The 23,728-nt window shown below is 61.7% G+C and carries 16 protein-coding genes; 3 read left to right on the top strand and 13 right to left on the bottom strand.

Features of this window, described 5'->3' with window-relative positions:
* Positions 1 to 135: 135 nt before the first annotated feature.
* The 9 genes from OKC43_RS06350 to OKC43_RS06390 form a co-directional block, all read right to left on the bottom strand.
* Complete coding sequence (locus tag OKC43_RS06350; RefSeq protein ID WP_270658347.1) at positions 136 to 1,236, bottom strand: dihydrolipoamide acetyltransferase family protein; 1,101 nt, start codon at positions 1,234 to 1,236, stop codon at positions 136 to 138.
* A complete protein-coding gene (locus tag OKC43_RS06355; protein WP_040066143.1) occupies positions 1,233 to 2,219 on the bottom strand; it encodes an alpha-ketoacid dehydrogenase subunit beta in 987 nt (328 codons plus the stop codon). The genes OKC43_RS06350 and OKC43_RS06355 overlap by 4 nt, the downstream gene beginning before the upstream one ends.
* Positions 2,212 to 3,300 (bottom strand): pyruvate dehydrogenase (acetyl-transferring) E1 component subunit alpha, encoded by a 1,089-nt coding sequence (gene pdhA / locus OKC43_RS06360; protein WP_270658345.1) that lies wholly within the window; start codon positions 3,298 to 3,300, stop codon positions 2,212 to 2,214. Before pdhA ends, OKC43_RS06355 begins: the two co-directional genes overlap by 8 nt.
* A 268-nt stretch (positions 3,301 to 3,568) precedes the next feature.
* On the bottom strand, positions 3,569 to 4,438 hold the full coding sequence (locus OKC43_RS06365) for a hypothetical protein (protein WP_270658343.1): 870 nt from the start codon (positions 4,436 to 4,438) through the stop codon (positions 3,569 to 3,571).
* Positions 4,435 to 8,424 carry an amino acid adenylation domain-containing protein gene (locus OKC43_RS06370; protein ID WP_270658342.1) on the bottom strand — a complete coding sequence of 1,330 codons (3,990 nt, stop codon included), beginning with the start codon at positions 8,422 to 8,424 and terminating at the stop codon, positions 4,435 to 4,437. The genes OKC43_RS06365 and OKC43_RS06370 overlap by 4 nt, the downstream gene beginning before the upstream one ends.
* Before the next feature lie 125 nt (positions 8,425 to 8,549).
* Positions 8,550 to 9,317, bottom strand: coding sequence for a 2,3-dihydro-2,3-dihydroxybenzoate dehydrogenase (dhbA, locus tag OKC43_RS06375; protein ID WP_270658341.1), 768 nt, complete (start codon positions 9,315 to 9,317; stop codon positions 8,550 to 8,552).
* Complete coding sequence (locus OKC43_RS06380; RefSeq protein ID WP_270658340.1) at positions 9,314 to 10,246, bottom strand: isochorismatase family protein; 933 nt, start codon at positions 10,244 to 10,246, stop codon at positions 9,314 to 9,316. Before OKC43_RS06380 ends, dhbA begins: the two co-directional genes overlap by 4 nt.
* Positions 10,243 to 11,889, bottom strand: a complete 1,647-nt coding sequence (locus OKC43_RS06385; protein ID WP_270658339.1) for a (2,3-dihydroxybenzoyl)adenylate synthase — start codon at positions 11,887 to 11,889, stop codon at positions 10,243 to 10,245. Before OKC43_RS06385 ends, OKC43_RS06380 begins: the two co-directional genes overlap by 4 nt.
* The gene (locus OKC43_RS06390) at positions 11,886 to 13,034 is read right to left on the bottom strand and encodes an isochorismate synthase (protein ID WP_270658338.1); all 1,149 of its coding nucleotides are present in this window, start codon (positions 13,032 to 13,034) and stop codon (positions 11,886 to 11,888) included. The genes OKC43_RS06385 and OKC43_RS06390 overlap by 4 nt, the downstream gene beginning before the upstream one ends.
* A 266-nt stretch (positions 13,035 to 13,300) precedes the next feature.
* Between OKC43_RS06390 and OKC43_RS06395 the strand changes: the two genes are divergently transcribed.
* Together OKC43_RS06395 and OKC43_RS06400 are read left to right on the top strand one after the other, a co-directional pair.
* Positions 13,301 to 15,253, top strand: coding sequence for a TonB-dependent receptor domain-containing protein (locus tag OKC43_RS06395; RefSeq protein WP_150388806.1), 1,953 nt, complete (start codon positions 13,301 to 13,303; stop codon positions 15,251 to 15,253).
* 125 nt (positions 15,254 to 15,378) lie between these two features.
* Positions 15,379 to 16,443, top strand: a complete 1,065-nt coding sequence (locus tag OKC43_RS06400) for a 3-deoxy-7-phosphoheptulonate synthase (protein ID WP_270658337.1) — start codon at positions 15,379 to 15,381, stop codon at positions 16,441 to 16,443.
* A gap of 77 nt (positions 16,444 to 16,520) precedes the next feature.
* Here OKC43_RS06400 and OKC43_RS06405 read toward each other — a convergent pair whose 3' ends face one another.
* The 3 genes from OKC43_RS06405 to OKC43_RS06415 all read right to left on the bottom strand — a co-directional run bounded on the left by OKC43_RS06405 (position 16,521) and on the right by OKC43_RS06415 (position 22,202).
* Positions 16,521 to 17,519: a LacI family DNA-binding transcriptional regulator gene (locus OKC43_RS06405; protein WP_227094893.1), complete on the bottom strand. Its 999-nt coding sequence runs from the start codon at positions 17,517 to 17,519 to the stop codon at positions 16,521 to 16,523.
* Between the two features lie 177 nt (positions 17,520 to 17,696).
* Positions 17,697 to 19,598: a transglycosylase SLT domain-containing protein gene (locus OKC43_RS06410; RefSeq protein WP_040066126.1), complete on the bottom strand. Its 1,902-nt coding sequence runs from the start codon at positions 19,596 to 19,598 to the stop codon at positions 17,697 to 17,699.
* 99 nt (positions 19,599 to 19,697) lie between these two features.
* Positions 19,698 to 22,202, bottom strand: a complete 2,505-nt coding sequence (locus OKC43_RS06415) for a putative bifunctional diguanylate cyclase/phosphodiesterase (RefSeq protein WP_021231088.1) — start codon at positions 22,200 to 22,202, stop codon at positions 19,698 to 19,700.
* A 368-nt stretch (positions 22,203 to 22,570) separates the two neighbouring features.
* On the opposite strand from OKC43_RS06415, the gene hpf reads away from it, so the two are divergent.
* The gene (gene hpf, locus OKC43_RS06420) at positions 22,571 to 22,909 is read left to right on the top strand and encodes a ribosome hibernation-promoting factor, HPF/YfiA family (protein ID WP_005334257.1); all 339 of its coding nucleotides are present in this window, start codon (positions 22,571 to 22,573) and stop codon (positions 22,907 to 22,909) included.
* Positions 22,910 to 23,020: 111 nt separating this feature from the next.
* Here the strand turns inward: hpf and OKC43_RS06425 are convergent, their stop codons facing one another.
* Positions 23,021 to 23,530, bottom strand: coding sequence for a VC2046/SO_2500 family protein (locus OKC43_RS06425; protein WP_100654827.1), 510 nt, complete (start codon positions 23,528 to 23,530; stop codon positions 23,021 to 23,023).
* Positions 23,531 to 23,728 lie beyond the last annotated feature (198 nt).

Genomic DNA, 23,728 nt, shown 5'->3' on the forward strand with positions numbered 1-23,728 from the left:
ATGAACAACAGGACAAGATGTGAAACATCGTATTCATTGACATAACTATCGCCCTTTCAAGCTGGTTTGGATTATACGTGGCTTTGTAGATTACGCAAACAAATTTGTGCTCTGCCAACGGCAGGGCACAAACCGTTATAAGGTGGCCGCTTCCAACGCTTCGACCAGCGCTCTGAGAAAACGAGCCGCCTCGCCGCCGGTGCAGGCTCTGTGGTCAAATGTCATCGACAGCGGCAATGCCCTGACGGGACGCGCTTCACCATGGATGAAAACCACTTTTTCGAACAATTTGCCTGCCCCTATGATGGCTACCTGCGGCGGCGTGACGATGGGGCTGGCATAGCGGCCTGCGATGGCGCCGAAGTTGGTGAGCGTAATGGTCGCCCCCTGCAACATCTCGCGGGGCACGGCGCGCGCCTTCACATCGGCGATCATCCGATCCAGCCCCTGCCGGATATCTGCCCCCTCCCGCTCGGCCACGTTCTCCATCACCGGCACATAAAGGCCATGCTTTGAATCCACCGCGATGGCTACATTGACCTCTTCGAACAGCCGCCGTGACAGGGTTTCACCATCAAACCAGGCGTTCATCGAGGGCTCGGCGCGGCACGCCACGCCAATGGCCTTGATAAGGCGCACCGTCACATCTTCATCAGGGCGCCAATGACGCAAATCCACCTCGTCGGTGATGCTGACCGGCACCACAGTCTGATGAGAGAGCTCCATCGCCTTGGCCATGGCCCTGCGCGACCCTTTGAGGAATTCGTTGCCACTGCTCTGCTGGGCCTCGAATGCCTGCTGCACATCCAGCTCGGTCACCATGCCGCCGCTGCCACTTCCCTTGATCCGGTCGATATCCAGACCCAGTTTTTGTGCCAACAGTCGCACCGCAGGCATGGCTTGCACCAGCGATCCCCCCGGGGCAATGGCCCCTACCACGAAGTGATCCTCGATATGCTGCTGATGGGCGCTCACCTTGCCCACCACAGTTCCATCATCTTCGCCCCCCTCGAACTCCACCAGCGGCGCACCGATATGGAGGATATCTCCCTCGGCGCCGCAGAGACGGGCAATCACCCCGGCCACCGGAGAGGGTACGTCCACCAGCGCCTTGGCCGTTTCCACCGACAAGAGCACCTGATCGACCGCAACGGTATCACCGGCACTCACCTTCCACTCGACGATCTCGGCTTCGGCCAACCCTTCACCCAGATCCGGTAATTTGAAAAATTTCATAGCCACTGGTTCTCCATCAGCTGGTGAGCGGCATCGGCGATATCCTGCTCGGTGATGAGGTAATACGCTTCGTTGCGATAGTAGGGGACGGCGGCATCCACGCCGGTCAGCCGCTTGGGCGGCGCCTTGAGGCTGGGAAGCGCCTGCTCGGTCACCCGCGCCACAATTTCGGCCCCGACCCCGAAGCTGCCACACGCCTCATGCACCACCAGCAACCGGCCGGTCTTGCGTACCGAGGTGAGGATGGTCTCCATATCCAACGGCTTGATGGTGGCCAGATCCAGCACCTCGCACTGGATATCCTGCTCGGCCAGCAGGTTCGCCGCCCGCATCACCTCCTGAATGCAGGCCCCCCAAGCCACTATCGTGATATCCCGGCCCGGGCGCAGGGTGAAGCAGACATCCAGCGGCAAGCCGACACCGTCATCCACCACCTCGGATTTCATCGAGCGATAGATGCGATCCGGTTCGAAAAACATCACGGGATCCGGATCGCGGATGGCCGAGAGCAGCAGGCCATAGGCTCGTCTCGGGCTGGAGGGGATAACCACCCGCAGCCCCGGAATATGGGCAAACAGCGCCTCGACACTCTCGCTGTGATGTTCAGGCGAGTGAATGCCAGCACCATACGGGGAGCGATAGACGAGAGGACAGGAGAGGCGGCCACGGGTGCGGTTTCGCATCCGCGCCGCCTGACAGATGATCTGCTCCATCCCGGGGAAGATGAAACCCTGAAACTGGAACTCAGCCACCGGCTTGAGCCCCTGGGTCGCCATGCCGACCGCCACCCCGGCGATCAATCCCTCGGCCAGCGGCGTGTCGATCACCCGCTTGAAACCGAACTTGTCGCGCAGGCCCACGGTGGCGCGAAACACCCCGCCGTTGACCCCCACATCCTCGCCCAGCACCACCACATCCGGGTCGTGCTCCATCTCGTAGTGAAGGGCCATGTTGACCGCTTCCAGCAAACTGATCTCACTCATGGCCCACCTCCTGCTTCATCCCCTTGGCAATCACTCGCTCGCGCTGGGGCAAGAGTTCGGCGGGCAGGCTGGCGTAGTGATAATCGAGCATCGCCTCCGGCGGCTGGGGCGCCATCGCCTCATAACGGGCAACCGCCTGCTCTACCTCTCGGGTAGCCTCCGCCAGCAGGCTCTGCTCCTGCTCTTCATCCCACCACCCTTTGCTATGCATAAACTGGCGCAGCCGCTTGACCGGCTCCTTGGCCCAGGCGGCCTCGACCTCGGCCCCGTCGCGATAGCGAGTGGCATCGTCGGCCGTGGTGTGATCGCCGAGACGATAACTGACCGCCTCGATCAAAGTCGGCCCCTTGCCGCTGCGTGCCCGTTCGACGGCACTGCGGGCGGCATCGTAGACCGCCACCACATCGTTGCCATCCACCTGCAGGCTGCGCACCCCTGCGCCAATCCCCTTCTGGGCCAGCGTAGGAGCGCTCGATTGCAGCTTGCGTGGCACCGAGATGGCCCACTGGTTGTTGTTGACGATGATGACCATGGGCAGGTGCCATACCCCGGCGCAGTTGAGCCCCTCCAGAAAATCCCCCTTGGAGGTGCCGCCGTCGCCGATAGTGACTACGGCAACCCGCGGTTGATTACGCAGTTTGAAGGCCGAGGCAATACCGCAGGCGTGGGTGATCTGGGTGGCGATGGGGACGCAGATGGGGAGATCTTCAGAGGGATTCCCATCGGGTTTAAGAAAATAACTGCCCCGCTCGTCCCCGCCCCAATATTGCAGGTTTTTCTCCATCGGTACGCCCCGCACATAGAGGGTGGGCATGTCCCGATAGTAGGGGACGTAGACATCCTGCGGCTGCATGGCCAGACCAATGCCAATCCCCACGGCTTCTGCGCCGAGATGGGAGGGAAAAGTACCGAGTTTGCCGGTTCGTTGCAGCGCAATCGCTTTTTTGTCATAGCTGCGCACCATCACCATATTGCGGTAGAAAGTGTGCAGTATCGCCTTGTCCAGCCAGGTCGGTAAGGTGGCGACCGGGCACCCTTCCGCATCGAGGTAACGAAGGAAAGGGATGTCGACATGGGTCATAACTGGCTCCTTGCCGTTGTGAGCGTCACCGATGCTGGTGACACCTAGATGTAAATACCTTGTTAAATAAAAAGCAAAGAGATTTACTCAGGTAAGACCAGTAGAAACTTCTTTAAAGTAGCGAAGGAGCTGAATTTTCGGCGATGAGTGGCAAGGTATGCCGTAAATGGTGCAACTTTGCAGCGCTGAAGACAGGATGCCAAATATTGAAAAGGGGAGCCTTGCTCCCCCTTCTGTTACTCAAGTCAGCGGTTACACCAACCAGCAGTTACGCCAGCCACTGTTGCAGCTGGCGGGCCATGCCAACTGGCAGCAAGTGAGCGCGACTCAACAAGCGACTGCGCCAGGGCTCGGCGAGCAAGGTGGGGCAAATTCGCATCTCCCGTCCCCGGTCAGCCACGCGCACCAACCGATCGATGAGGGTCTCCAGCGGCGGATGCGCCGGCCAGTGGGGATAGAGGTCGGCAGTCGCGATCCCGGCCAGCTCGCACACTCGCTCCTCTTCCTCATCTCCCTTTCCAGCAGCCATTGGCCAAGGGTGAAGCACCTGCAGCCAACCCGGCCGTGCGGCCTCCAGCAACTGGCCCAGCGTCGGCTGCGCAAAGTGGGGATCCCCTGCGGCTTTGAGCAGATGACGCGCCCCCGCCAGCACCACCACTCCGTGGGGGGGAAGTGCAAGAAGATAGTCGGCCAGCGCCTGATCCCGCCCCCTGTTGTGCTGCTGCCATCGCTCCGGGCTCATCTCCTGCCACTCGAATAAGGGCTCGCAGAGATGCACCCGCAGCCGCATATGTTTAGGGCGCGCCAGATTGCTCTGGCGCAGAGCGGAAAAGAGAGCCGGAAACTCGGGGGCCATCCAGGCGGGAAAGGCGCAGGAGTCGAGCCAGACCGGATAGAGCCGTGCCAGCGTCAGCGGCTCACCCTGCCAGCTATCCTCCCCCGCCAACCAGGCATCGAGCAAGCCTTGATGGCGGCGGTTGCCGCACTCCAGCACCAGATCGTTCATGACTCCCCAGAGCGCAGGATCGCAGAGCCAGGCGTGCTGGCGCCGGATAAAATCCGGGTGCCAATGCGGCTCTCCCAGCCCCACCAGCTTGCCCGCCTGCAAGGCTTCCCGGATGGCGGCAACCGAGGTCATGCGTCACCCTCCTGCCGGATGTGCGGTTGTTGCCCGACCCCATCGACCCGCTCACAAATAAAAGCGCCGATCTTTGCCAGCCAGTCGGGATGCACCATCTCCTGATGCAGGCAGGGGAAGCGCTCATAGCGGATGTCCCCTTTTGTCAGTGGCTCCCAGCCACGTCCATCCAGCCAGGGCTGGCGGGAGGCTGACGCTTCGATAAAGATCACCTCCCCGTGGTAGCAGTAGTCGACTGGCTCACGGATCAGCCGGTTGTTGTGGCCAACCAGCTCAATCATGGCGCTCACCACCTGCTCGTCGAGCATGGCCAACGCACTCCCCTCTGCCCCCAGTCGGGCCACCACCGCGTCACGGGTGAGGGAATCCAGCGCCTCGTCCGCAACCGCAATCCCCCCCATCCGCAGCAGCGCATCGAGCATCCGCTGCTCGTCGGGCAACGGCTGGGTCTGCCACTGCTGACAGGGGTAGGCATCGAGCAGCAGCACCATGGCCACCTCTTGTCCCTGCTCTTGCAGCATGGCGGCCATCCGGTGCACCAGCATGCCCCCGAGCGACCAGCCGAGCAGCCAGTAGGGCCCCTCGCTCTGTTGACGACGTAGCTCGGTCACATAATCGAGCGCCAGCTCGTCGAAACTGGCGGGCAGTGGCGCATCCGGCTGACAGAGCGCCCGCGCCTGCAGGGCATAGACGGCCATGTCGGTCGGCAGATGGGGCACCAGTGGCGCATAACACCAGCCGAGCCCCCCTGCGGGGTGGACACAAAAGAGAGTGGGGCCTGATGCGCCCGACTGCGCACCGGACGCTCGCAGGGGCAACAGCATGGGCATGGCCTCCCGTTCGCCGCCAAGACGGCGCGCCAGCTGGGCTGGGCTCGGCGCTTCGAACAGACTGGCCAAGGTGAGAGTCTGTCCGGTCGACTCTTCAATGCGCACCACCAACTGCGCCGCCAGCAGGGAGTGGCCGCCAAGGGCAAAGAAGTTATCGTCGGCGCCGACCCGCGTCAGCCCCAGTATCTCGGCGAAGAGGCGACAGAGCCGCTCCTCCAGCAGGGTTTTCGGCAGCGACTGACCCACTGCCGATGCCATATCGGGCAGCGGCAATCCCTTGCGATCAAGCTTGCCATTGGGGGTAAGCGGCAGTTCGGCCAGGTTTACCAGGAGCCCCGGCACCATGTAGTCAGGCAAGGCAGCGCCAAGGGCAGGTGTAAGCTCGGCCAGCGTCAGATCTCTGCTATCTGCGGCCACCACATAGGCCACCAGACGACGATCGCCGGGGGCAAATTCGGGGGCCAGCACCACCGCCTGCGCCACCCGGGGATGGCGCAGCAGCACCTGTTCGATCTCCTCCAGTTCGATGCGCTGGCCACGGATCTTCACCTGAAAATCGAGGCGCCCCAGATACTCGATGGCGCCATCCTCGCGCCAAGCGGCCAGATCGCCGCTGCGATAGAGCCGTCCCGCTCCGAAGGGGTTGGCAATAAAGCGCTCGGCGGTGAGCTCGGGCTGGCCAAAGTAGCCCTCCGCCACCTGCACGCCGCCGATCCAGAGCTCCCCCGCCACACCGGGGGGCACCGGCTGCAACCAGGGGTCGAGAATGTGGATGCTGGTATTCCAGACCGGATAGCCGATGGGCACGCTGGTCACCGCCTCGTCTGCCCGGCAGGGATACCAGGTGACATCCACCGCCGCCTCGGTCGGGCCATAGAGGTTGTGCAGGGGAGCTGAGAATGTCCCATACCAGCGCTGCACCAGATCCGCGGGCAGCGCCTCGCCGGAGCAGAAGACCTGGCGCAGGGCGCGGCAACGCGCAGGCTCGGCTTGTGCGACGAAGATCTGCAACATGGAGGGGACAAAGTGCAAGGTGGTGATCCCGGCCTGCTCAATCAGCTCGGCAAGGTAGGCGGGATCCTTGTGGCCACCCGGTTTGGCGAGCACCAGTCGCGCACCTGTCATAAAGGGCCAGAAGAACTCCCAGATGGAGACATCGAAACCGGCCGGGGTCTTTTGCAGCACCCGATCCGCCGGGCCGATGGGATACATGTGCTGCATCCAGAGCAGCCGGTTGACGATGGCGCCATGGCTCACCACTACCCCTTTGGGCCGACCGGTCGAACCGGAGGTGTAGATGATGTAGGCCGCATCTTCCGGTTTGGGGGCTGGCAGCTCACAAGGTGTTATCGCCGCCACGTCTATCGTCGCCAGCTGCTCTGCCACACCGGGGGCATCGAGGCAGACAAGTGGCGCGGCCACGTCGGGCAGCATCTGAAGCGTACGACTGGTCAACACCAGCGCGGGATCGCTGCTGGCGAGAATGTAGCCGATCCGCTCCGCCGGATAGTCCGGATCCACGGGTACATAGACGGCCCCCACCGCCATGATGGCCTGCTGGGCGAGAATAAGCTCGGGAGAACGCGGGATCACCACAGCCACCCGGCAACCGGGGCCCACGCCCCTCCCCGCCAGATAGCTGGCCAGCTGGCGGGTTCGCTGGCGCAGCTCGGCCACACTCCAGCGCTCGGCGCCACACTCCAGCGCGATGGCGCTCTGATCTGCCGCCGCCAGCCCCTCGGCCAGCAGTGCGCTCAGAGTGGTAGTCGGCAACGGATAGTCGGTCTGGTTCCAGCGTACCAGCTCAGCCTGCTCGCAAGGCAGCAACAGCGGCAAACGCACTGCCTCCACCTCGTCATCCGCCTCACTCCAGGCGGCCAGATAGGCCAGCAGCCGGGCCAGATGACGTTCACTCTCCTGTTGGCTGAAGCGTCCCTGATGTGCTTCGAGGGTCAGGGTCATAGCGCCTGCCTCCTCGGCAAAGTAGAAGGCGCACTCCTCCACCGGCCCCGCCGCCAGCACCTGCACCTCGCCACGAACCTGGTTGTGCCCTTCACCAACGCTGAGGGTGCGGGCAAAGGGCATCAAATTGACCTGAGGGCCAAACAGCGGCTGGCCCGGCTGACGCTGTTGCAACCACTCCTGACGGCAGCCCTGATGACGGCGCAGGGCGGCAAATTGCCGCTCGACCTGTGCCAGCAACGCCCCTACCCGGCTGTTGCCGCTCAGCTCGATACGCAGGGGCACCACATTGACCTTCATGCAGGGGGTATCGGCCGCCGCTGAGCCCAGCCGCCCCATCAGCGGAATACCCAGCACCACCTCGCCAGCGCCGCTCATCCGCTGCACATAGCTGGCCACCGCCGCCAGCAGCAGGCTGTAGGGGTGACAGGCCGAACGACTCGCCCGTGCCACCAATGCCTGCCACTGGCGGCCAGCAAGCCGCTGCTCAAGACGATATGTGGAGCCCGGCCCTTGCGCTGGACGGCGGGAGAACGATGCCGGGTTCTCCACCCCGGCCAGCTGCTGCACGAAGAAATCGCGATCCCGCGCGGCACGCGGCGAATCCTGATAGGCCGCCTCTTCAGCCAGCAACTCCTGCTGGGATGCATGGCGGCAGGGGGCTGGCAGCTCACCGGCGCAAAGCGCCTCATACCAGCTCGCCACCCGCTGGCAGAGCAGGCTCAGGCCAAAGCCGTCGATGGCGATATGGTGCACGGCAATAAACCAGGCCCACCGCTCCTCACCAAGGCGATAGAGGGTAGTGGCAAACAGCGGCCCCCCGGCCAGATTGAAGGGAACGGCCAGCTGCGCACGCATCTCGGCCTGCGCGGCCGCGAGTGGATCGGCTTCGCTGCGCAGATCCCGCTCGGTCAGTTGCCAGCAGGCGGGGTTGGCCACCATCTGCGGGCCATCGGCAGTGGCCACAAAAGCGCAGTGCAGACCGGGGATCTCGTCGATGGTCTGGCGCACCGCACGGGTGAAGTGATGGGGAGCCAGCGCCCCCTCCAGCAGCCAGTACTCGCCGGTATTGCAGGCGGGGCTCTGCGGGTATTTTTGCTGGGCAAACCAGATGCCCGCCTGAGCGGTGGTAAGTGGCCAGCGCGGCTGCTCACCACGCTGGTGGGTGGCGCGCATCGCCATTGTCTGTTCCATGGGAATGTCCTTGCGCAAACATCGAGCGGGCAGTGACTTGCCCCTGCCCGCATGGCTGAAAAGCGAGGAGGCCAGGCCTCCTCCATAAAGAGAGAGTCGTACCCTCCACACCGGCAGGGCGAAGATCAGACCCCCAGGGTGGCACCGCCATCGACCACCAGATCCTGCAAGGTGATATGGCTGGCGGCATCGGAGGCGAGAAACAGCACGCAGGCAGCCACCTCGTCGGGTGTTCCCAATTTGCCAAGGGGGATCCCCAGCTTGAACTGCCCGGGCAGGCCCGCGATGGTACGCAGCTCTCCTTCCTGCTGCGCCGCCTCCCCCTCCTGCCAAATGCCGTACAGCATCGGGGTCCGGGTCGAGCCCGGCGACACCAGATTGCAGCGCACCCCATAGGGCGCGAGTTCCAGCCCTGCCGTTTGGGTGAGGCTGGTCAGCGCCGCCTTGGAGGCACCATAGATGCCCATCCCCACTCGCGGTACCCGACCGGCATTGGAGGAGACATTGACGATGGCGCCCCTGCGCCGCCCCTGGAACCAGGGAGTCAGGGCCCGCATCAGGTAGAAGGGGGCGAAGGTGTTGATGGCGAAGGTGCGCTGCAAGAGGGCGTCATCCACCTCATCGAGCCTGCCGGTCGCCAGTACGCCAGCGACATTGACCAGCACATCGGGCCCCAGCCCCTCGTCCAGCAGCTGTTCGCAGCAGCGGGTCACGGCCTCGCTGTCGCTGACATCGATCACCACTCCCTTCACGTTGCCGGGCAGCGCCTCGGCCAGTTGCAGATCGAACGCCACCACGCTGGCCCCCGCCTCGGCAAAGGTACGCGCAACCGCATGGCCAATTCCCTGCGCTGCACCGGTTACCCAGACGGTTCTGCCTTGCCACTCGCTCATGGGGTGCACTCCGGTTCGCTGACGTGCTCTTCGTTGACCTGATAAGCCGTGTCCTGACTGACATTCAGCTGACGGGAGAGGAGCGCCCACCAATGGGCCAGGGTCGGCGTGCGGGCCAGCTCGGCCAGCTCCACCACCAGCCCCTGCTGACGCCACTCTTCCACCAGCCCCATCACCGCCAGCGAGTCGAGACCGTAGTCGAGCAGGTTGTCATCCTCGGTGGGCTGCTCATGCTGCATCTCGGCGGGCAGCCGCGCCAACACCTCAGCACGCAGCGACTCCCGAGTCAGGGGGCGTTTGCTGGCCGCCATCACCTCGGCCACGGTAATCACCCGACCGGCATTGCGGCTGACATAGGAGAGCGCCAGCAGATGATCCTCGCGGGAGAAGTCGGCGATGGCATCTGCCACCAGGAAGGGGCGGATATCGCGCATAAAGGCATCGACCGCCGTCTGCATCACCCCGATATGGCCGTAGATGCCGCAGATCACCAGCTGATCTCGCCCCCATTCGGCCATCAGCTCGGCCAGCGGTGAGCGGCAAAAAGCGCTGTAGCGCCACTTGGTCAGCACCGTATCCTGCGGCTCGGGGGCCAGCGCCGAAACGATGGGTTGGCGCTCCGGCGCTCGGGTCAACCCCGGCCCCCACATGTCGTTGAGCAGCGCCCGGTCGGCCTGACTCTGCTCGGCGGGCTGGGCGGTATAGACTACCGGCATGCCAAGAATACGCGCCTGACGGATCAGGGTGGCGATATGGTCGATAACCTGATTGATCAGCGGATTGTCCGGCCCGTAGAAGTCGACGAAATAGTGCTGCATATCGTGGACCAGCAAGGCAGCCCGGCCCGGTTCGAAAGGCCAGTTCACCCGCCCGCTGGGCAGTTCCTCAGCAGTGGGCAGCGGATAGGCGGCGAGGGATTGAATGGTCATGCACACTCCTTGGCGAGCTGCTCGCGCAGCGTCTGTTTGTCTATCTTGCCGACCGGGGTGTGGGGCAGTTGCTCCACCAGCACCAGGCGATCGGGCAGTTTGTAATCGGCCACCCCCTGCTCGCGCAGGAAACGGCGCAAGCGAGGCAGATTGAGGGGCTCGCGGCACATCAAAAAGGCGCAGCTGCGCTCCCCGAGCATGGGATCAGGCATGGCGACCAGCGCCGCCTGCCGCACTTCCGGGTGGGTCAGCAACAGCTCTTCAATCTCGAGGGCGTCGATCTTCTCCCCGCCCCGGTTGATCTGATCCTTGTTGCGCCCCACCACCATCAGATGGCCGCCGGGCAAGCGGCAGACCAGATCGCCGGTGCAGTAGAAACCGTCCCGATCAAAAGCCCGCTGATTGTGGGCATCAGCCTTGAAGTAGCCGCGAAAGGTGTAGGGGCCACGCGTCCAGAGCTCGCCGCACTCGCCATCGGGCAAGGGGCGTCCGTCGCTATCCCGCACCTCGACCTCGTCGCCCGGGCTCATCGGGCGGCCCTGGGTATTGACGATGTGCCACTGGTCATCCTCGGTGCGGGTGTAGTTGACCAGCCCCTCGGCCATGCCAAACACCTGCTGCAAGCGGCAACCAAGGCGGCTCGCTACCGCATCGGCATGAGCTGGGCTGAGGCGCGCACCGCCCACCTGCACACACTCCAGAGAGGTCTGCGGATAGTGGCTGGCCACCTCCAGCCAGAGCGCCAGAGCCGGTGGCACCAGTGCCGCCCAGTTGACCTGATGGCGCTGCACCAGCGGCAGACAGGTTGCTGCAGAGGGATCCTTTGCCAACACCACGCAGCCACCGGCATAAAACACCCCGAGTGCGCCGGGGGAGCTCAGGGGAAAGTTGTGGGGCGCTGGCAGAGCGCATAGATAGATCACCCGCTCATCCCAACCGCACACCGCTACGCTCTGGTGCACGCTGTAGCCATAGTCATCGTGGGTACGGGGGATCAGTTTGGGGGTGCCGGTGCTGCCGCCGGAGAGCTGGAAAAAAGCGACTTGATCGGCCGGGGTAGGAGTTGGCGCGATAGCCGTCAGAGGCGAACCCTCGGCACGAGCCACGGTTTCAGGCTGACACCATGCAAATCCAGACTGAAGATCGGAGCCTTCTGCCTGCTCGAACAGCAGTGTCTGGCAGGAGGGAGATACCAGCTCATCAAGGTCCGCGAGGCTCCCCGCTGCACCGGCAAAGCCGGGATGGGAGGGGCTGAGTACCAGCAAGGCGGGCTCAATCTGGCGGCCAAAGGCCACCAGCTCGCGCCGCTGATGGCTGTAGAGGGCATGCACCGCCACCACGCCGCAGCGGATCAGGGCAAACCAGCAGATATAGAACTCGGCGCAGTTGGGCAACTGCACCAGCGCGGTATCGCCATGGCCCAACCCGCGCGCGGCCAGCCGCGCCGCCAGTGCATCGACCTCACGCTTTAACTGGCCATAACTGAGCGTGCGTTCACCGCAGATCAGAGCCGTGCGCTCGGGATAACGTTCGGCAGAGTCATCGAGCAGGGTGGTGAGCGGTTGTCCGCGCCACCACCCTTGCGCCCGGTAGTGGGCCGCCAGCTCGGCGGGCCAGGGGGTAAAGGGCACCAGCGGCTTCATGCAGTTACCTCCGGCTCCCGGCTCTCGAGGCCAAACGCCCGCAGCATGGTGCCGAGTTTGGCAGCGGTCTCTTGCCACTCTGCTTCCGGCGAGGAGCCCACCACCACCCCGGCACCGGCATAGAGCCGCAGCTGCTTGCCGGCCAGCACGCCACAGCGGATGGTGACCACCCACTCGCCATTGCCATCGGCATCCATCCAGCCGACTGCGCCACAATAGAAGCGACGATCGTACCCCTCGAGCCGGGCGATGGCCTGACGTGCTGCCGAGAGCGGCGTACCGCACACCGCCGGCGTCGGGTGCAGCGCCAGCGCCAGAGCCAGCACGGGAGAGGGCTCATGGAGCCGCCCGGCGATGCGGGTCGAGAGGTGCCACATGGTAGGAGTGGCGATCACCTGCGGCTCTAAGGGGACATCCAGCTCGCGGCAGAAGGGAGCGAGGGCCGCAGCGACCGTATCGGCCACCAGCGCATGTTCATAGCGATCCTTCTGGGCCCCCAGCAGCTCGGCACTGGCTGCCTGTTGATCGGAAAACGCGTGGCGCGGACGGGAGCCCGCCAGTGGATTGCTCACCACCGCCATCTCGCTGCGCGATACCAGCAGCTCGGGGCTGGCGCCAAGCAGGGTCTCTCCATCCGGCAGCGGGATCTGGAACACATAGGCGCCCGGATTCTGGGCCAGCAGAGAGCCAAAGGCGTGTGCGGGGGAGGTCTGCTCTGCGCTCCGCACGTCGATGGCGCGTGACAGCACCACCTTCTCAAGCTGGCCCTCACTGAACTGCTGCAGTGCCGCCCGCACAGCCCCCTGATAGTGGGCAGAGCCGGTCACTTCACTCACCTCGCCATGGAGCTGACAACAGCGGGCGGGTAACATCGCATCCCTTGCGACCCACTGCGATTGCGCCGGGATCACCAGATGCCAGGGGGATTGGGTATCAAACGGAATGGCGCCGATGGCGATGGGATTGGCCATCCCCTGCTGGCGCAACTGACGCAGATGGGCGAGCAGCTTCTCCGGTGGGATGCCGGTATAACTGTCGTGGATACCGGAGGCGACCAATACCCTGTCACCGCTTGCAAAACAGCACACTTTATCCAGCCCGGCCGCTGTGGCGGGCCACTCTCCTTCCAGTGCATGGTCACACATGACGGTGCTACTCCTTGGAATGAATCACTGCCTGACACGACTTAAAGTGAGTCATTTGACTCACCATATATCAGGGTGAACGGCATCCTAACAAGGAGCGAAAAAACGATCAATACAAATGAGAATCAATTTCATTAACTTCTTTTTAGTCAAAAGCGGGTGACGAACGAAACTGAGCTTCGCCGATAAAAAAGAGTTGCGATCGGAGCAAATTCAACTTGATAATGATAACGCTTATCATTTGTATATTATGGAAGATGTAAATAATGAAATCCTCAACCTCCCGTTTTATTGCTCCCAGCCTGCTGGCCACTACCATCGTCACCCTGCTGACCCAGCAAGCGATCGCCGCCAGCAACGCCCCTCAAGCCGATGAAGTGATCACCGTCACCACCACGGCGCACAATACCCGCTCGGCACCGGCCTCTATCTCTGTCATCACGGCCGAACAGATCGCCGCAGCGCCCGTCAATGACCTTGCCGACCTGCTGCGCCACGAAGTGGGCATTCAGGCTGAAGCTGACACCAATGGCCGCAGCGATATCGGTATTCGCGGCATGTCCGGCAAGTACACCCTGGTACTGGTGGATGGCAAACGCCTCTCCTCCTCCAATGCCCTGTGGCGCGGCGGCAACTTCGACAACACTCCCGTGCCCCTTGGCATGATCCAGCGGGTCGAGGTGATCCGTGGCCCCATGTCGGCACTTTATGGCTCCGATGCCATCGGTGGTGTCATCAACATCATCACCAAGCAGCCGGGCAAAACCTGGCAAGGGGCGGCCGATGCCGACTTCAAAGCCATCGAGGGCAAGGATGGCGGCGATCAGCACAGAACCAACCTGGGCTTTACCGGCCCGCTGACCGACAACCTGCTGATCCGGATGAACGGCGAGGTGTATGACCGTCAAGCCTGGACCCCCACCGAAGCTGCTGACGGCATCCCCCTTATCGAAGCCAAACAGACCCGCAACTTCGCCTCCACCCTCAGCTGGCTGGTGGATGAGCAGCAGCGCTTCGAGCTGGATTACCTCTACAACCAGGATGAGCGGCCTCTCGATATCTTCCGTAAAACCGGCAACAAGGTGCACAGCCGCCAGCAGCAAAACGATCGCAACCTGTTTGGTCTGACCCACAAGGGGAACTGGAGCTGGGGTGACACCACCGTCATGGCCAACTATGAAAGCTCCCAGATCGATGATTTCAATACCAGCTACTCGGCCCCGCAGCAGCGCGAACTGGAAGAGAACACCTTGACCCTCAAGGGCTACACCAACCTGGCGCTGGCCAACCACTACCTGACCCTGGGTGGTGAATATCTGGATCGGGAGCTGGTGGATGCGGTGAGCTACAAGGATATCGGCGGCAAGGAGAGTCACTCTCAGGAGGCGCTGTTCGCTCAGGACGAAATTGGCCTGACCGACAGCCTGACCTTCACGCTGGGCGGCCGTTACGATCACCACGAGATCTACGGCAGCCACTTCACCCCGCGCGGCTATCTGGTCTATGAGATGAACGATGTGGTGACCGTCAAGGGCGGGGTCAGCCAAGCCTTCAAGGCTCCGGCACCACACCAGTACTCCAACGGCTACAGCATCGAGAGCTGCGGCGGCAGCTGCCGCATCTATGGCAGCGACAAGGTCAAGCCGGAAACCAGCACCAACTACGAGCTGGGTGTCATCGCAGGAGAAGGGATCTGGGAAACCAGCGCTACCCTCTTCTACTCCGACATCGACGACATGCTCACCTTCAAGCAGTTGCCGAACTCCACTGACCGCACCTGGTACAACCTGGAGAAAGCCACCACCAAGGGGCTGGAGCTGACCGGCAAGCTCGATCTGACCGACAATATCAACCTTGGCGCCAACTACACCTACCTCAAGGCGGAAGGCGATCAGGGTCAGGCACTGCCCGAGCGGCCGGAGCACAAGGCCAATGCCAAGATCACCTGGCAGGCCACCGAGCGGGTCAATGCCTTCGTTGGCACCACCTACACCGGCACCCAGTTTGCCGAGCAGACCGTCAACAAGGTTGTCGTACTGCACAAGCTGCCCAGCTATCAGACCTTCGATCTCGGTACCGGCTTCAAGGTCACCGAGAACTTTGACCTGCGACTGGGGATCAACAACCTGACCGACGTGCGCCTGCAAGAGAAAGATACTGTCTTCCAGAACGTCGAACCGGGTCGCAGCTACTACGTCAGCGGCTCAGCCCGCTTCTAAGGTAGCCAAGGTCGATATAACAGAGCGCGGGCCCATGCCCGCGCTCTGTTAACCAAGAAAATAAGGGGAAGATCCCCACTGGACAGCAAAGAGCATGCAGATTTCCATTTTCATCAGGATCGCTCATGTTCACCTCACTTCTGAATGCTTCACCCCTTGCCACCCTGCCCACCCCTGACGAGATGTTAAAGGCCAGACCCTGTCCGGCACGGCTCGCTCGCCAGATCGCTCGCAGCCGCCAGCAAGCCCGCCATATTCTGCAGGGAGAGGATGATCGCCTGCTGCTGGTGATCGGCCCCTGCTCCATTCACGATCCGGCAGCCGCCCGCGACTATGGTGGCCGGCTCGCTGAACTGCAGGGCCAATACGGGGAGCAGCTGCAACTGGTGATGCGCACCTATTTCGAAAAGCCGCGCACGACGCTCGGCTGGAAAGGATTTATCTTCGATCCCGACCTCGATGGCAGCGATCAACTGGAAAAGGGACTAACCCAGGCTCGGGAGTTACTGTTGGCACTTGGACAGGAAGGGCTCGCCTGTGCCACCGAATTTCTCGATCTCACCAGCATGCTCTATCTGGGCGATCTCATCAGCTGGGGTGCCATTGGCGCCCGCACCACCGAATCCCAGCTCCACCGCCAACTGGCCTCCGCCCTCCCCTGCCCCATCGGTTTTAAAAACGGCACCGACGGCAATATCCGGATCGCGGTAGAGGCGATCCTCGCCAGCCGAGCGGCCCACCTCTATACCCAGCCTTCCGGTGATGGCCAGCTGGCACTGGTGCGCAGCCATGGCAACCCCGACTGCCACCTGATCCTGCGCGGTGGCCGCCAGCCCAACTATCAGAGCTGTCATGTGGCAGAGGCTGGCGACTTGCTGCGCCAGCATCATCTGTCACTCCGGCTGATGATCGATTGCAGCCACGGCAACAGCCAGAAGCAGCATGCCCGCCAGCTGCTGGTTGCCCGTGACATTGCCGACCAGCTGGGTGCTGGTAGCCATGCCATCGCCGCCATCATGGTGGAAAGTTTTATCTGCGAAGGGCATCAGGATATCGGCAGCAAACCGCTACGCTACGGCCAGTCGATCACCGATAGCTGCATCGGCTGGGAACAGACAAGGCAACTGCTCGATATGGTGGCAGAAGGGGTGGAGGCGCGCCGTCAACAGCGGATCGCCCTGGCGGGATAAATAGCGGATTAGAGAGACAACGCAGAAAAGAGTGTGGCCCCGATGGGGCCACCTTGTTGTTCACTGTTTGACGCACATCAGGCGACTGACTCACGCTCCACCAGCTGGGCTTCAAACTTGAGCGCCAGGCCGTCCACCGGCTTGTGATCGAGCAGACGCAGTGCCAGCTCGGCTGCGCGGCTGCCCATCTCCTCGATGGGGTAGCGCACCGTGGTGAGCTTGGGATAGATGTAGCGGGCGTAGGGGATATCGTCGAACCCCACCACCGATACCTGCTGCGGGATCTTGTAACCCCGCTCCAGCAGGCAAGAGATCGCCCCCGCCACCATGCCATCGTTGAAACCGAGCACGGCCGTGAACTCGACACCACGGGCCAGCAGTTCACTCATCGCCACATATCCGCCATTTTCGTCGGCATAGGCGCGGCTGACGAGAGCAGGATCAAAGGCGATCCCGGCTCTCGCCAGAGTTTGGGTGTAACCGGCCATCCGCTGCTGACCATCGACAAACTCTTCATCATCGGAGGTGATAAAGGCGATGTTGCGATGACCGGCATCCAGCAAGTGCTGGCACGCGGTGGTGATCCCCGCCTGGTTATCGAGCCAGACGCAGCGATCCTCAAAGCCCGGCACCTGACGGTTGATAAACACGATGGGAGTGGTACCCGCCGCCAGCTCGCTCAGCTCCTCGTCCGGAAGCGCCTTGCTGTGGAGGATCAGCGCATCGCACTGGCGCTGCAGCAGCGCCTGAATGGCGTGACGCTCGCGTGCGATATCGTGGTTGCCAGACATGACGATGGTGAACTTGTTGGCCTGATCGACCATGGTTTCGATGCCACGCATCATCTGGGCAAAGAAGGGGCCGCCGCAGAGGTCGCCAACCAGCACGCCAATGCAGTTGGAACGCTTGCTGACCAGTGCCTGGGCAAAACTGTTGGGTCGAAAATTCAGTTCCTTCATGGCCGCCAGTACGGCCTCACGCTTTTCCGGTGCTACCTGTGCCGTGTTGTTGATAACCCGCGACACGGTGGAGATAGACACATTTGCCAGCTGAGAAACGTCTTTAATCGTTGCCACTATCCATTCCTTTATTGTGGGGGAACCTGTCGGTGCCGACGCCCGAGTATACCCTGCGGCCTGATGCAATTCCCGGAGCCAGGTCACCAGGCATGTTTCCTTTGGTAACAAAACCTTACCCGATGATACCCGGCAGCAGGGAAATTTGAAAACAGGGGCCGGCTGGCGGCCCCCGACTCAATAGGCGTGATTGAGCTCCCGCTCTGACATGAAGCGCAGCGGCTGCTGCAGCTTGTGCTGATAAATGAGATCGAACGACAACACGTTTTGCACGTAGTTGCGGGTCTCCTTGTAGGGGATGCTCTCGACCCACACGTCCATCGGCTTGTTGTCACTCTGCTCTCGCCAGCGTTTTACCCGTCCCGGCCCGGCGTTGTAGGCGGCGGCCGCCAGGATCCGGTTGCCATCATAGACATCCAGCAAGCGCTTGAGATAGGCGCTCCCCAGACGAATATTCATCGTCGGATCAAACAGTTGCTGCTCGTTGCGATAGGGCACCCCCAGCTTGCCGGCAGTCTCTTTGGCAGTAGCAGGCATCAGTTGCATCAGACCGCGCGCCCCCACCGGCGACTGGGCCAGCGGATAGAGAGCACTCTCCTGACGGGAGATGGCGTAGAGCAAACTGGTGTTCATGGTACGCTCTTGCGCCATCTGGGAGAAGGTGCGCTTGAGCGGCAGCGGGAAGCGCAGGTCGAGGGCATCCCACGCTTCGGCGCGAATGCTGGCGAGAATGGCCAGCTCGTGCCAGCCCTGATTGAGGGCGATATGACCAAACTCGATGCGCTGGGCCACCGGATTGCGATCCATGTTGTGGATCCACTCCGAGCGGGCCGCCGCAATCTCGTTCATCGACAGCAGCTCGCGCACCCGCAACAGGAAGGGCCAGCGCTGACTGGCAGTGCGCCAGTCCGGTACATGCTTGACGCTCTGGTTCTTGATGCGATAGGGCACACCGGTGCGCTGGGCCGCCATGAAACCGTAGAAACCACGCAGGTTGGCAGTCTCCAGATAGAGATCCCGCGCCGGTTTTTGCTGCCCCTGCACTTCAAGGGAGCGCGCCATCCAGTAGCGCCAGCGATCCTCTTTCTGACGGGCCATCGGCATCATCTTCACCCAGCCGGAGAGGCCACGCCAATCCTGCTCCCAGATGGCCAGTCGCGCCCGCAGCTCGGTAATGTCGGGATCCGCCAGCTTTTTCACCGTGCTGTCGACCCAGCTGCGCTGGGCAATGGAGCGATCCAGCAGCAGGCGGCGGGCAATGGCACGCTCTACCGGTTTCACCTCAGCCTGGGTCAGGCCGAAACGGCTGCGAAACAGCGCAAGCTGGCGCAGCACCGACTCCGGCTCCTGATTGGCATAGCGGGTCAAACCGAGGGAGAGCAGCTTGCGGGAATAGGGATTGCTGCTGAAATAGGCCGGGTTCATCGCCTTGGCGGGCTGCTCAAACAGGGTCACCATCTGATCGCCATAGCTTTGCAAGCCGCTACCCAGGGTCGCGCCAAGGTGGCGGATCAGATTGGGGTTTTCCGCCTCGAACGCCAGCGTCATCCGCTGCCAGATCTTCTCCTGGGTTCGCTGACCGGATGCCTGCCACAGCTGGAACAGCGGGGAGCAGGCATCGGGACGGGATTGGCCGCTCATCCAGATCTTGCCCGCCCCCTGCAACGCCTCTTTCGGCTTGCCGGTGTAATAGAGCGCCTGATAGTGCATGCAGAGCAGGTCGGTGGAGCTCGGCTTGGCCGGATAGAAGCGCAGGAACTGCGACCACTGCTGGCTCTGGGCCAGATAGGTCAGATAGCTGCGCTCCAGCCGGTTGGACTGGGGGGTATCCCCATGCTGGCGGATAAAGCGGGTCACATCGTTGTAATCCGCCGCCCCCGGACGAAAGGCGAGCTGATAGTAATCGAGGTAAGGGAGCAGGGGGTAATGGGTCAAACGGGCACGAATTTGCTGGAAACGGGCCTGATCATTGGCCCGTACGGCGTCATACGCCTGACGGTAGAGCGTCTGGTCGGCAGTCTGCGCCATCAGGGTCGGCACAAACAGCGCCGACAAAACAATTCCCCATACAGCTTTCACTGAACATCTCCATTGAGGGCAATACACCGCCCGGTGGCGGTGGGTCTACTGCCTCTCATTCTACCCGTTGCCGGGCAGCGCTACAGCGGGGAGCAGGGACTATTTTTCTGACTCGCTCAGCTGCATTTCGCGCAGTTGCTCCGGTCTGGTCAGACGCTGTACATATTTCTCCAGATAGGGCACCGGCAGCGGCTTGGAGGCGAGATAGCCCTGATAGAAACTGCACCCCTGCGCCTTGAGAAACTCCAGTTGCTGACGGGACTCCACCCCTTCTGCCGTGACGTTGAACCCCATATGTCGCGCCATGGCGATCACCGCCTCGACGATGGCCATGTTGTCGCCATCTTTCGGGATGTCCTGAATGAAGGAGCGGTCGATCTTGAGCTCATCGGCAGGCAGCCGCTTGAGGTAGCTCAGAGAGGAGTAACCGGCGCCAAAATCGTCGATGGCAAAGCTGATGCCGAGCTCCTTGAGCTCGGTCATCTTGCTGATGGTGTCCTCGGCATGACCCAGCACCACGGATTCGGTGATCTCCAGATTGAGGCAGGCCGGATCCATGCCGGTTTGCGCCAACACATCGTGGATCCGCTCGACAAAATCGGTGGCATGGAACTGCTTGGCACTGACGTTGACCGAGATCTGCGGAATATGGATGCCGTTCTCCTCCCACAGCACATACTGGGCACACGCCTCGTGCAGCACCCAGTTGCCGATATCGACAATCAGGTCCGTCTCCTCGGCGATGGGGATAAACTCGGCCGGCGAGACCAGCGAGCGACCGGCCGGCTGCCAGCGAATGAGCGCCTCGACACCAATGATATCGCCGCCATCGACCATATGCTGGGGCTGATAGTAGAGGGTCAGCTCTTGCTGGCTGAGGGCGTTACGCAATTCGTTGTGAATGAGCAGACGGCGATCCGCCTGCTGCTGCATCGAGGCATCGAAGAAGCGACGGGTCTTGCGGCCAGCGGACTTGGCCTGATACATGGCGGTATCTGCCTGCTTGAGCAGATCATCGACCCCCTGCTCCCGATCCGGAAACAGGGTAATGCCGACACTGGCGCCGATGTGCAGCACCTGCCCCACATAGGTATAAGGCGCGGCAATCTCGGTGATAAGCCGTTCGGCAATGATATCGGCCTGCATCTCCGCCTGGGGCGGGCTCGCCGAGAGCGATGGCAGCAACAGTACAAACTCGTCACCGCCGAGGCGGGCCAGACAATCCCCCTGTCGCACCAGCCGTTTGAGACGGGCGGCGACCTCCTTGAGCAGCCAGTCACCGGTGGCGTGGCCGAGGGAGTCGTTGATGGTCTTGAAGTGATCGAGATCGATAAAGAGCAGCGCGCCAATCAAGCCATCGCGGGTCGCCTCGTTGAAGGTCTGCACCAGAGTCTCGTGGAGCTGACGGCGATTGGGCAATCCAGTCAGCTCGTCGTAATAGGCGAGATCCTGAATGCGTCGCTCGGCCGCCTTGCGCTCGGAGATATCCTCGAAGCAGATGACAAAGTGGCTGATCACCCCTTTTTCATCCTGCACCGGCGTCACTATCTCCCACTGGGGATAGGTGTGACCATCGACATGGCGACGCTGGGTCTCCCCCTGCCAGCGGCTGAGGGTATTGAGCTCGTAACCGAGCCCCCCCAGATTTGGCCAGAGATCCTCTTCCAGATGCAGGCCCAGCACCGACTGGCTGTCAAAGCCGGTGATCTGGCTGAAGGCGTTGTTGACCCGCAGGATCTTGAACCCCGGATCCGTAATGATGATCCCTTCGTGGGTCTCGAATGCAACGGCAGAGAGGCGCATCTGGGCATCTGATTGCAGGCGCTCCAGCTCGGCCACCATCCGTACCGAGAAGGTATTGAGCACCGAGGTGAGGTTGCTGGTATCTGCCGGGGCCGAATAGAGCAGCGCCAGATGGCCCAGAAGTTGGCCTCTGGCATCAAACAGCGGCTGACCATAATAAGTCTGCCCGGCCGCCAGCCAGGGTTGATACTCCTGCGACTCGTCGATCACCTCGAAACAGATGGCCCCTTGCTTGTAGAGCTCCTGACAGGGGGAGCCCGCCAGCGGATAGTCCTTCTGCGCCAGCCCGTCGGCGGCCAGCACTTTGACCCGGTCGGCACCGCACAACTCACCCACCCAGACCGCATCCACCTTGAGGATATGGGCCAGCTGGCTGACCAGGGTATTGAAGAAATCGAGCCCGGTGCGGGCAGAGAGCGCCTGCGCCAACTGGGTGAGCAGGGTGGTTTGCAGCAACGGCAAAGAGAGATTGAGAGAGGAGACCGCACTGTTGGCGGTATCAAGAGGGGCCAGCCAGCCACAGCAGATCTGCTGGGTGGGCACAAACTGGCCACTCCAGAGCACATGGTTGAGCTGCCCCTGATCATCTTTCAGATGACCGATGAACTGTTCAGGCAGATGTGATTCATGAAGCCGGACGAGAAAGTCGGCAAAGCCTGCCTCATCTTCCGGTAACAGGCGAGCGGCCCAGGGATGATTGCCCTCCCCTTGCCACTGCTGGTAGGCCCCCTGATCAGAGAGACTCCACTGATCATGTTGCCGATCGAAAAACCACATGACTTGCGTGGCCTGCTGCTTCATTTACCACTCCAACACAACAACCAACCACGTTTGATGTCCAATCAGGCATAGCAACGCCCCCTGCATCCGCTCATCAGATCAGAGGTTGCGAGGGAAGAGTACAAACATGCGATATCAAGCAGTGGAAACCGGACATGAGGTCGACACGAAGTGCTGCCAAGAAGGGACAGAAACGATCCTATTCCCGTCATACTGCCTGCCAGTTTCATGGAGCTCAAGCTGTTTTTGGCACGAAACCGGAAAAGATCACAATTTATAAGTTGCTGAATAGCCAAGGGAAGGTTATGTGACATAGATCACATTTCAATCTTTACCAATGAGTAATCTGAAGGTGAAGACACAAGCAAGTCGACCCGAAGGGGGCCAATATGAAAATCGAAATTACCAGCAAAATCATCGACATCACCCCGGCTATCCGCGAGCGCATCGAATCCCGTTTTGAAAAGCTCGAACGTCTTCAGGTGCCTCTCATCACACCCCATGTGATTGTTTCCAAAGAGCGTCTGATGTTCACTGTCGAAGCCAGTGCTGGCATCCCCAACGGCAAACTGTTTGCCCAGGCAGAGCATGAGGATCTCTACGCCGCCATCAACGAACTGGGGCAAAAACTGGAGCGCCAACTCAACCGTCACACCGAAAAGCCAATTGCCCGTCGTGCCAATGCCGCGCTCAAAGAGCAGCCGCAACCGGATGAAGCTGACGCTTGATAGCATGCCGCAAGGCTAAAAATTCCAAAGAGCATAAAGGCGGGGTCACCCGCCTTTTTGTTGCCTGTGATTTGCCGACAAGCACAGCATTACACCAGTGAACAGGCGCCATCAACTGAGCCAGTGCAACCGGGTATCCACCCCCTCTTGCAAACGGTCGAGGATCGGCAGCAATACCAGCGGATCTTCCTGCCTCGGCATATCGGCCAGCTTTCCTTGCAACCGCTCCCGCGCCAGCGGCGACAGGTTATCGTAGACAGCCTCATCCAGCAGCGGTTGTTTGACCGCCAGCGGCGGTGTTTGCAGCGCCAGCCAGAGCCGCACATCCACCATGCTTCCCCCCTGTTGCAACCGCTCATTGATGGCACTGCAGTCACTCCCAACCCCTTCAGCCACCAGCACCTCTGCCGGTCTCAGGTCAAAGTGCAGACGCCAGTCACGGCTCTGGGGAGTGGCCGCCGGTTTGGCATCAAACCAGGGCTGCTCCTCCACCGCATCGGTCAGCAGGGCCAGATGCAACCGGAAATCCGCCCGATCGCCATGCTGCAGGTCACGGTTGAGGCGCTGCCCCAACTGGCCCTCATCGACGAGCAGGTGATTACGGATTGAACTGGGCAGCATGAGATAACTCTCGAAAATGGCGATTTCACTGGTTATCGGCCACAAATCCAATTCTTTTAATGGAAAAATCCTGCTTGGGGGTTCACAAAACCGGAAGATCTGTTAGTATGCGCCTCGCACTTGTGGAGGGGTTCCCGAGCGGCCAAAGGGATCAGACTGTAAATCTGACGGCTCTGCCTTCGAAGGTTCGAATCCTTC

Source organism: Aeromonas sp. Y289-2 (genome assembly GCF_027705925.1).
GTDB lineage: Bacteria > Pseudomonadota > Gammaproteobacteria > Enterobacterales > Aeromonadaceae > Aeromonas > Aeromonas veronii.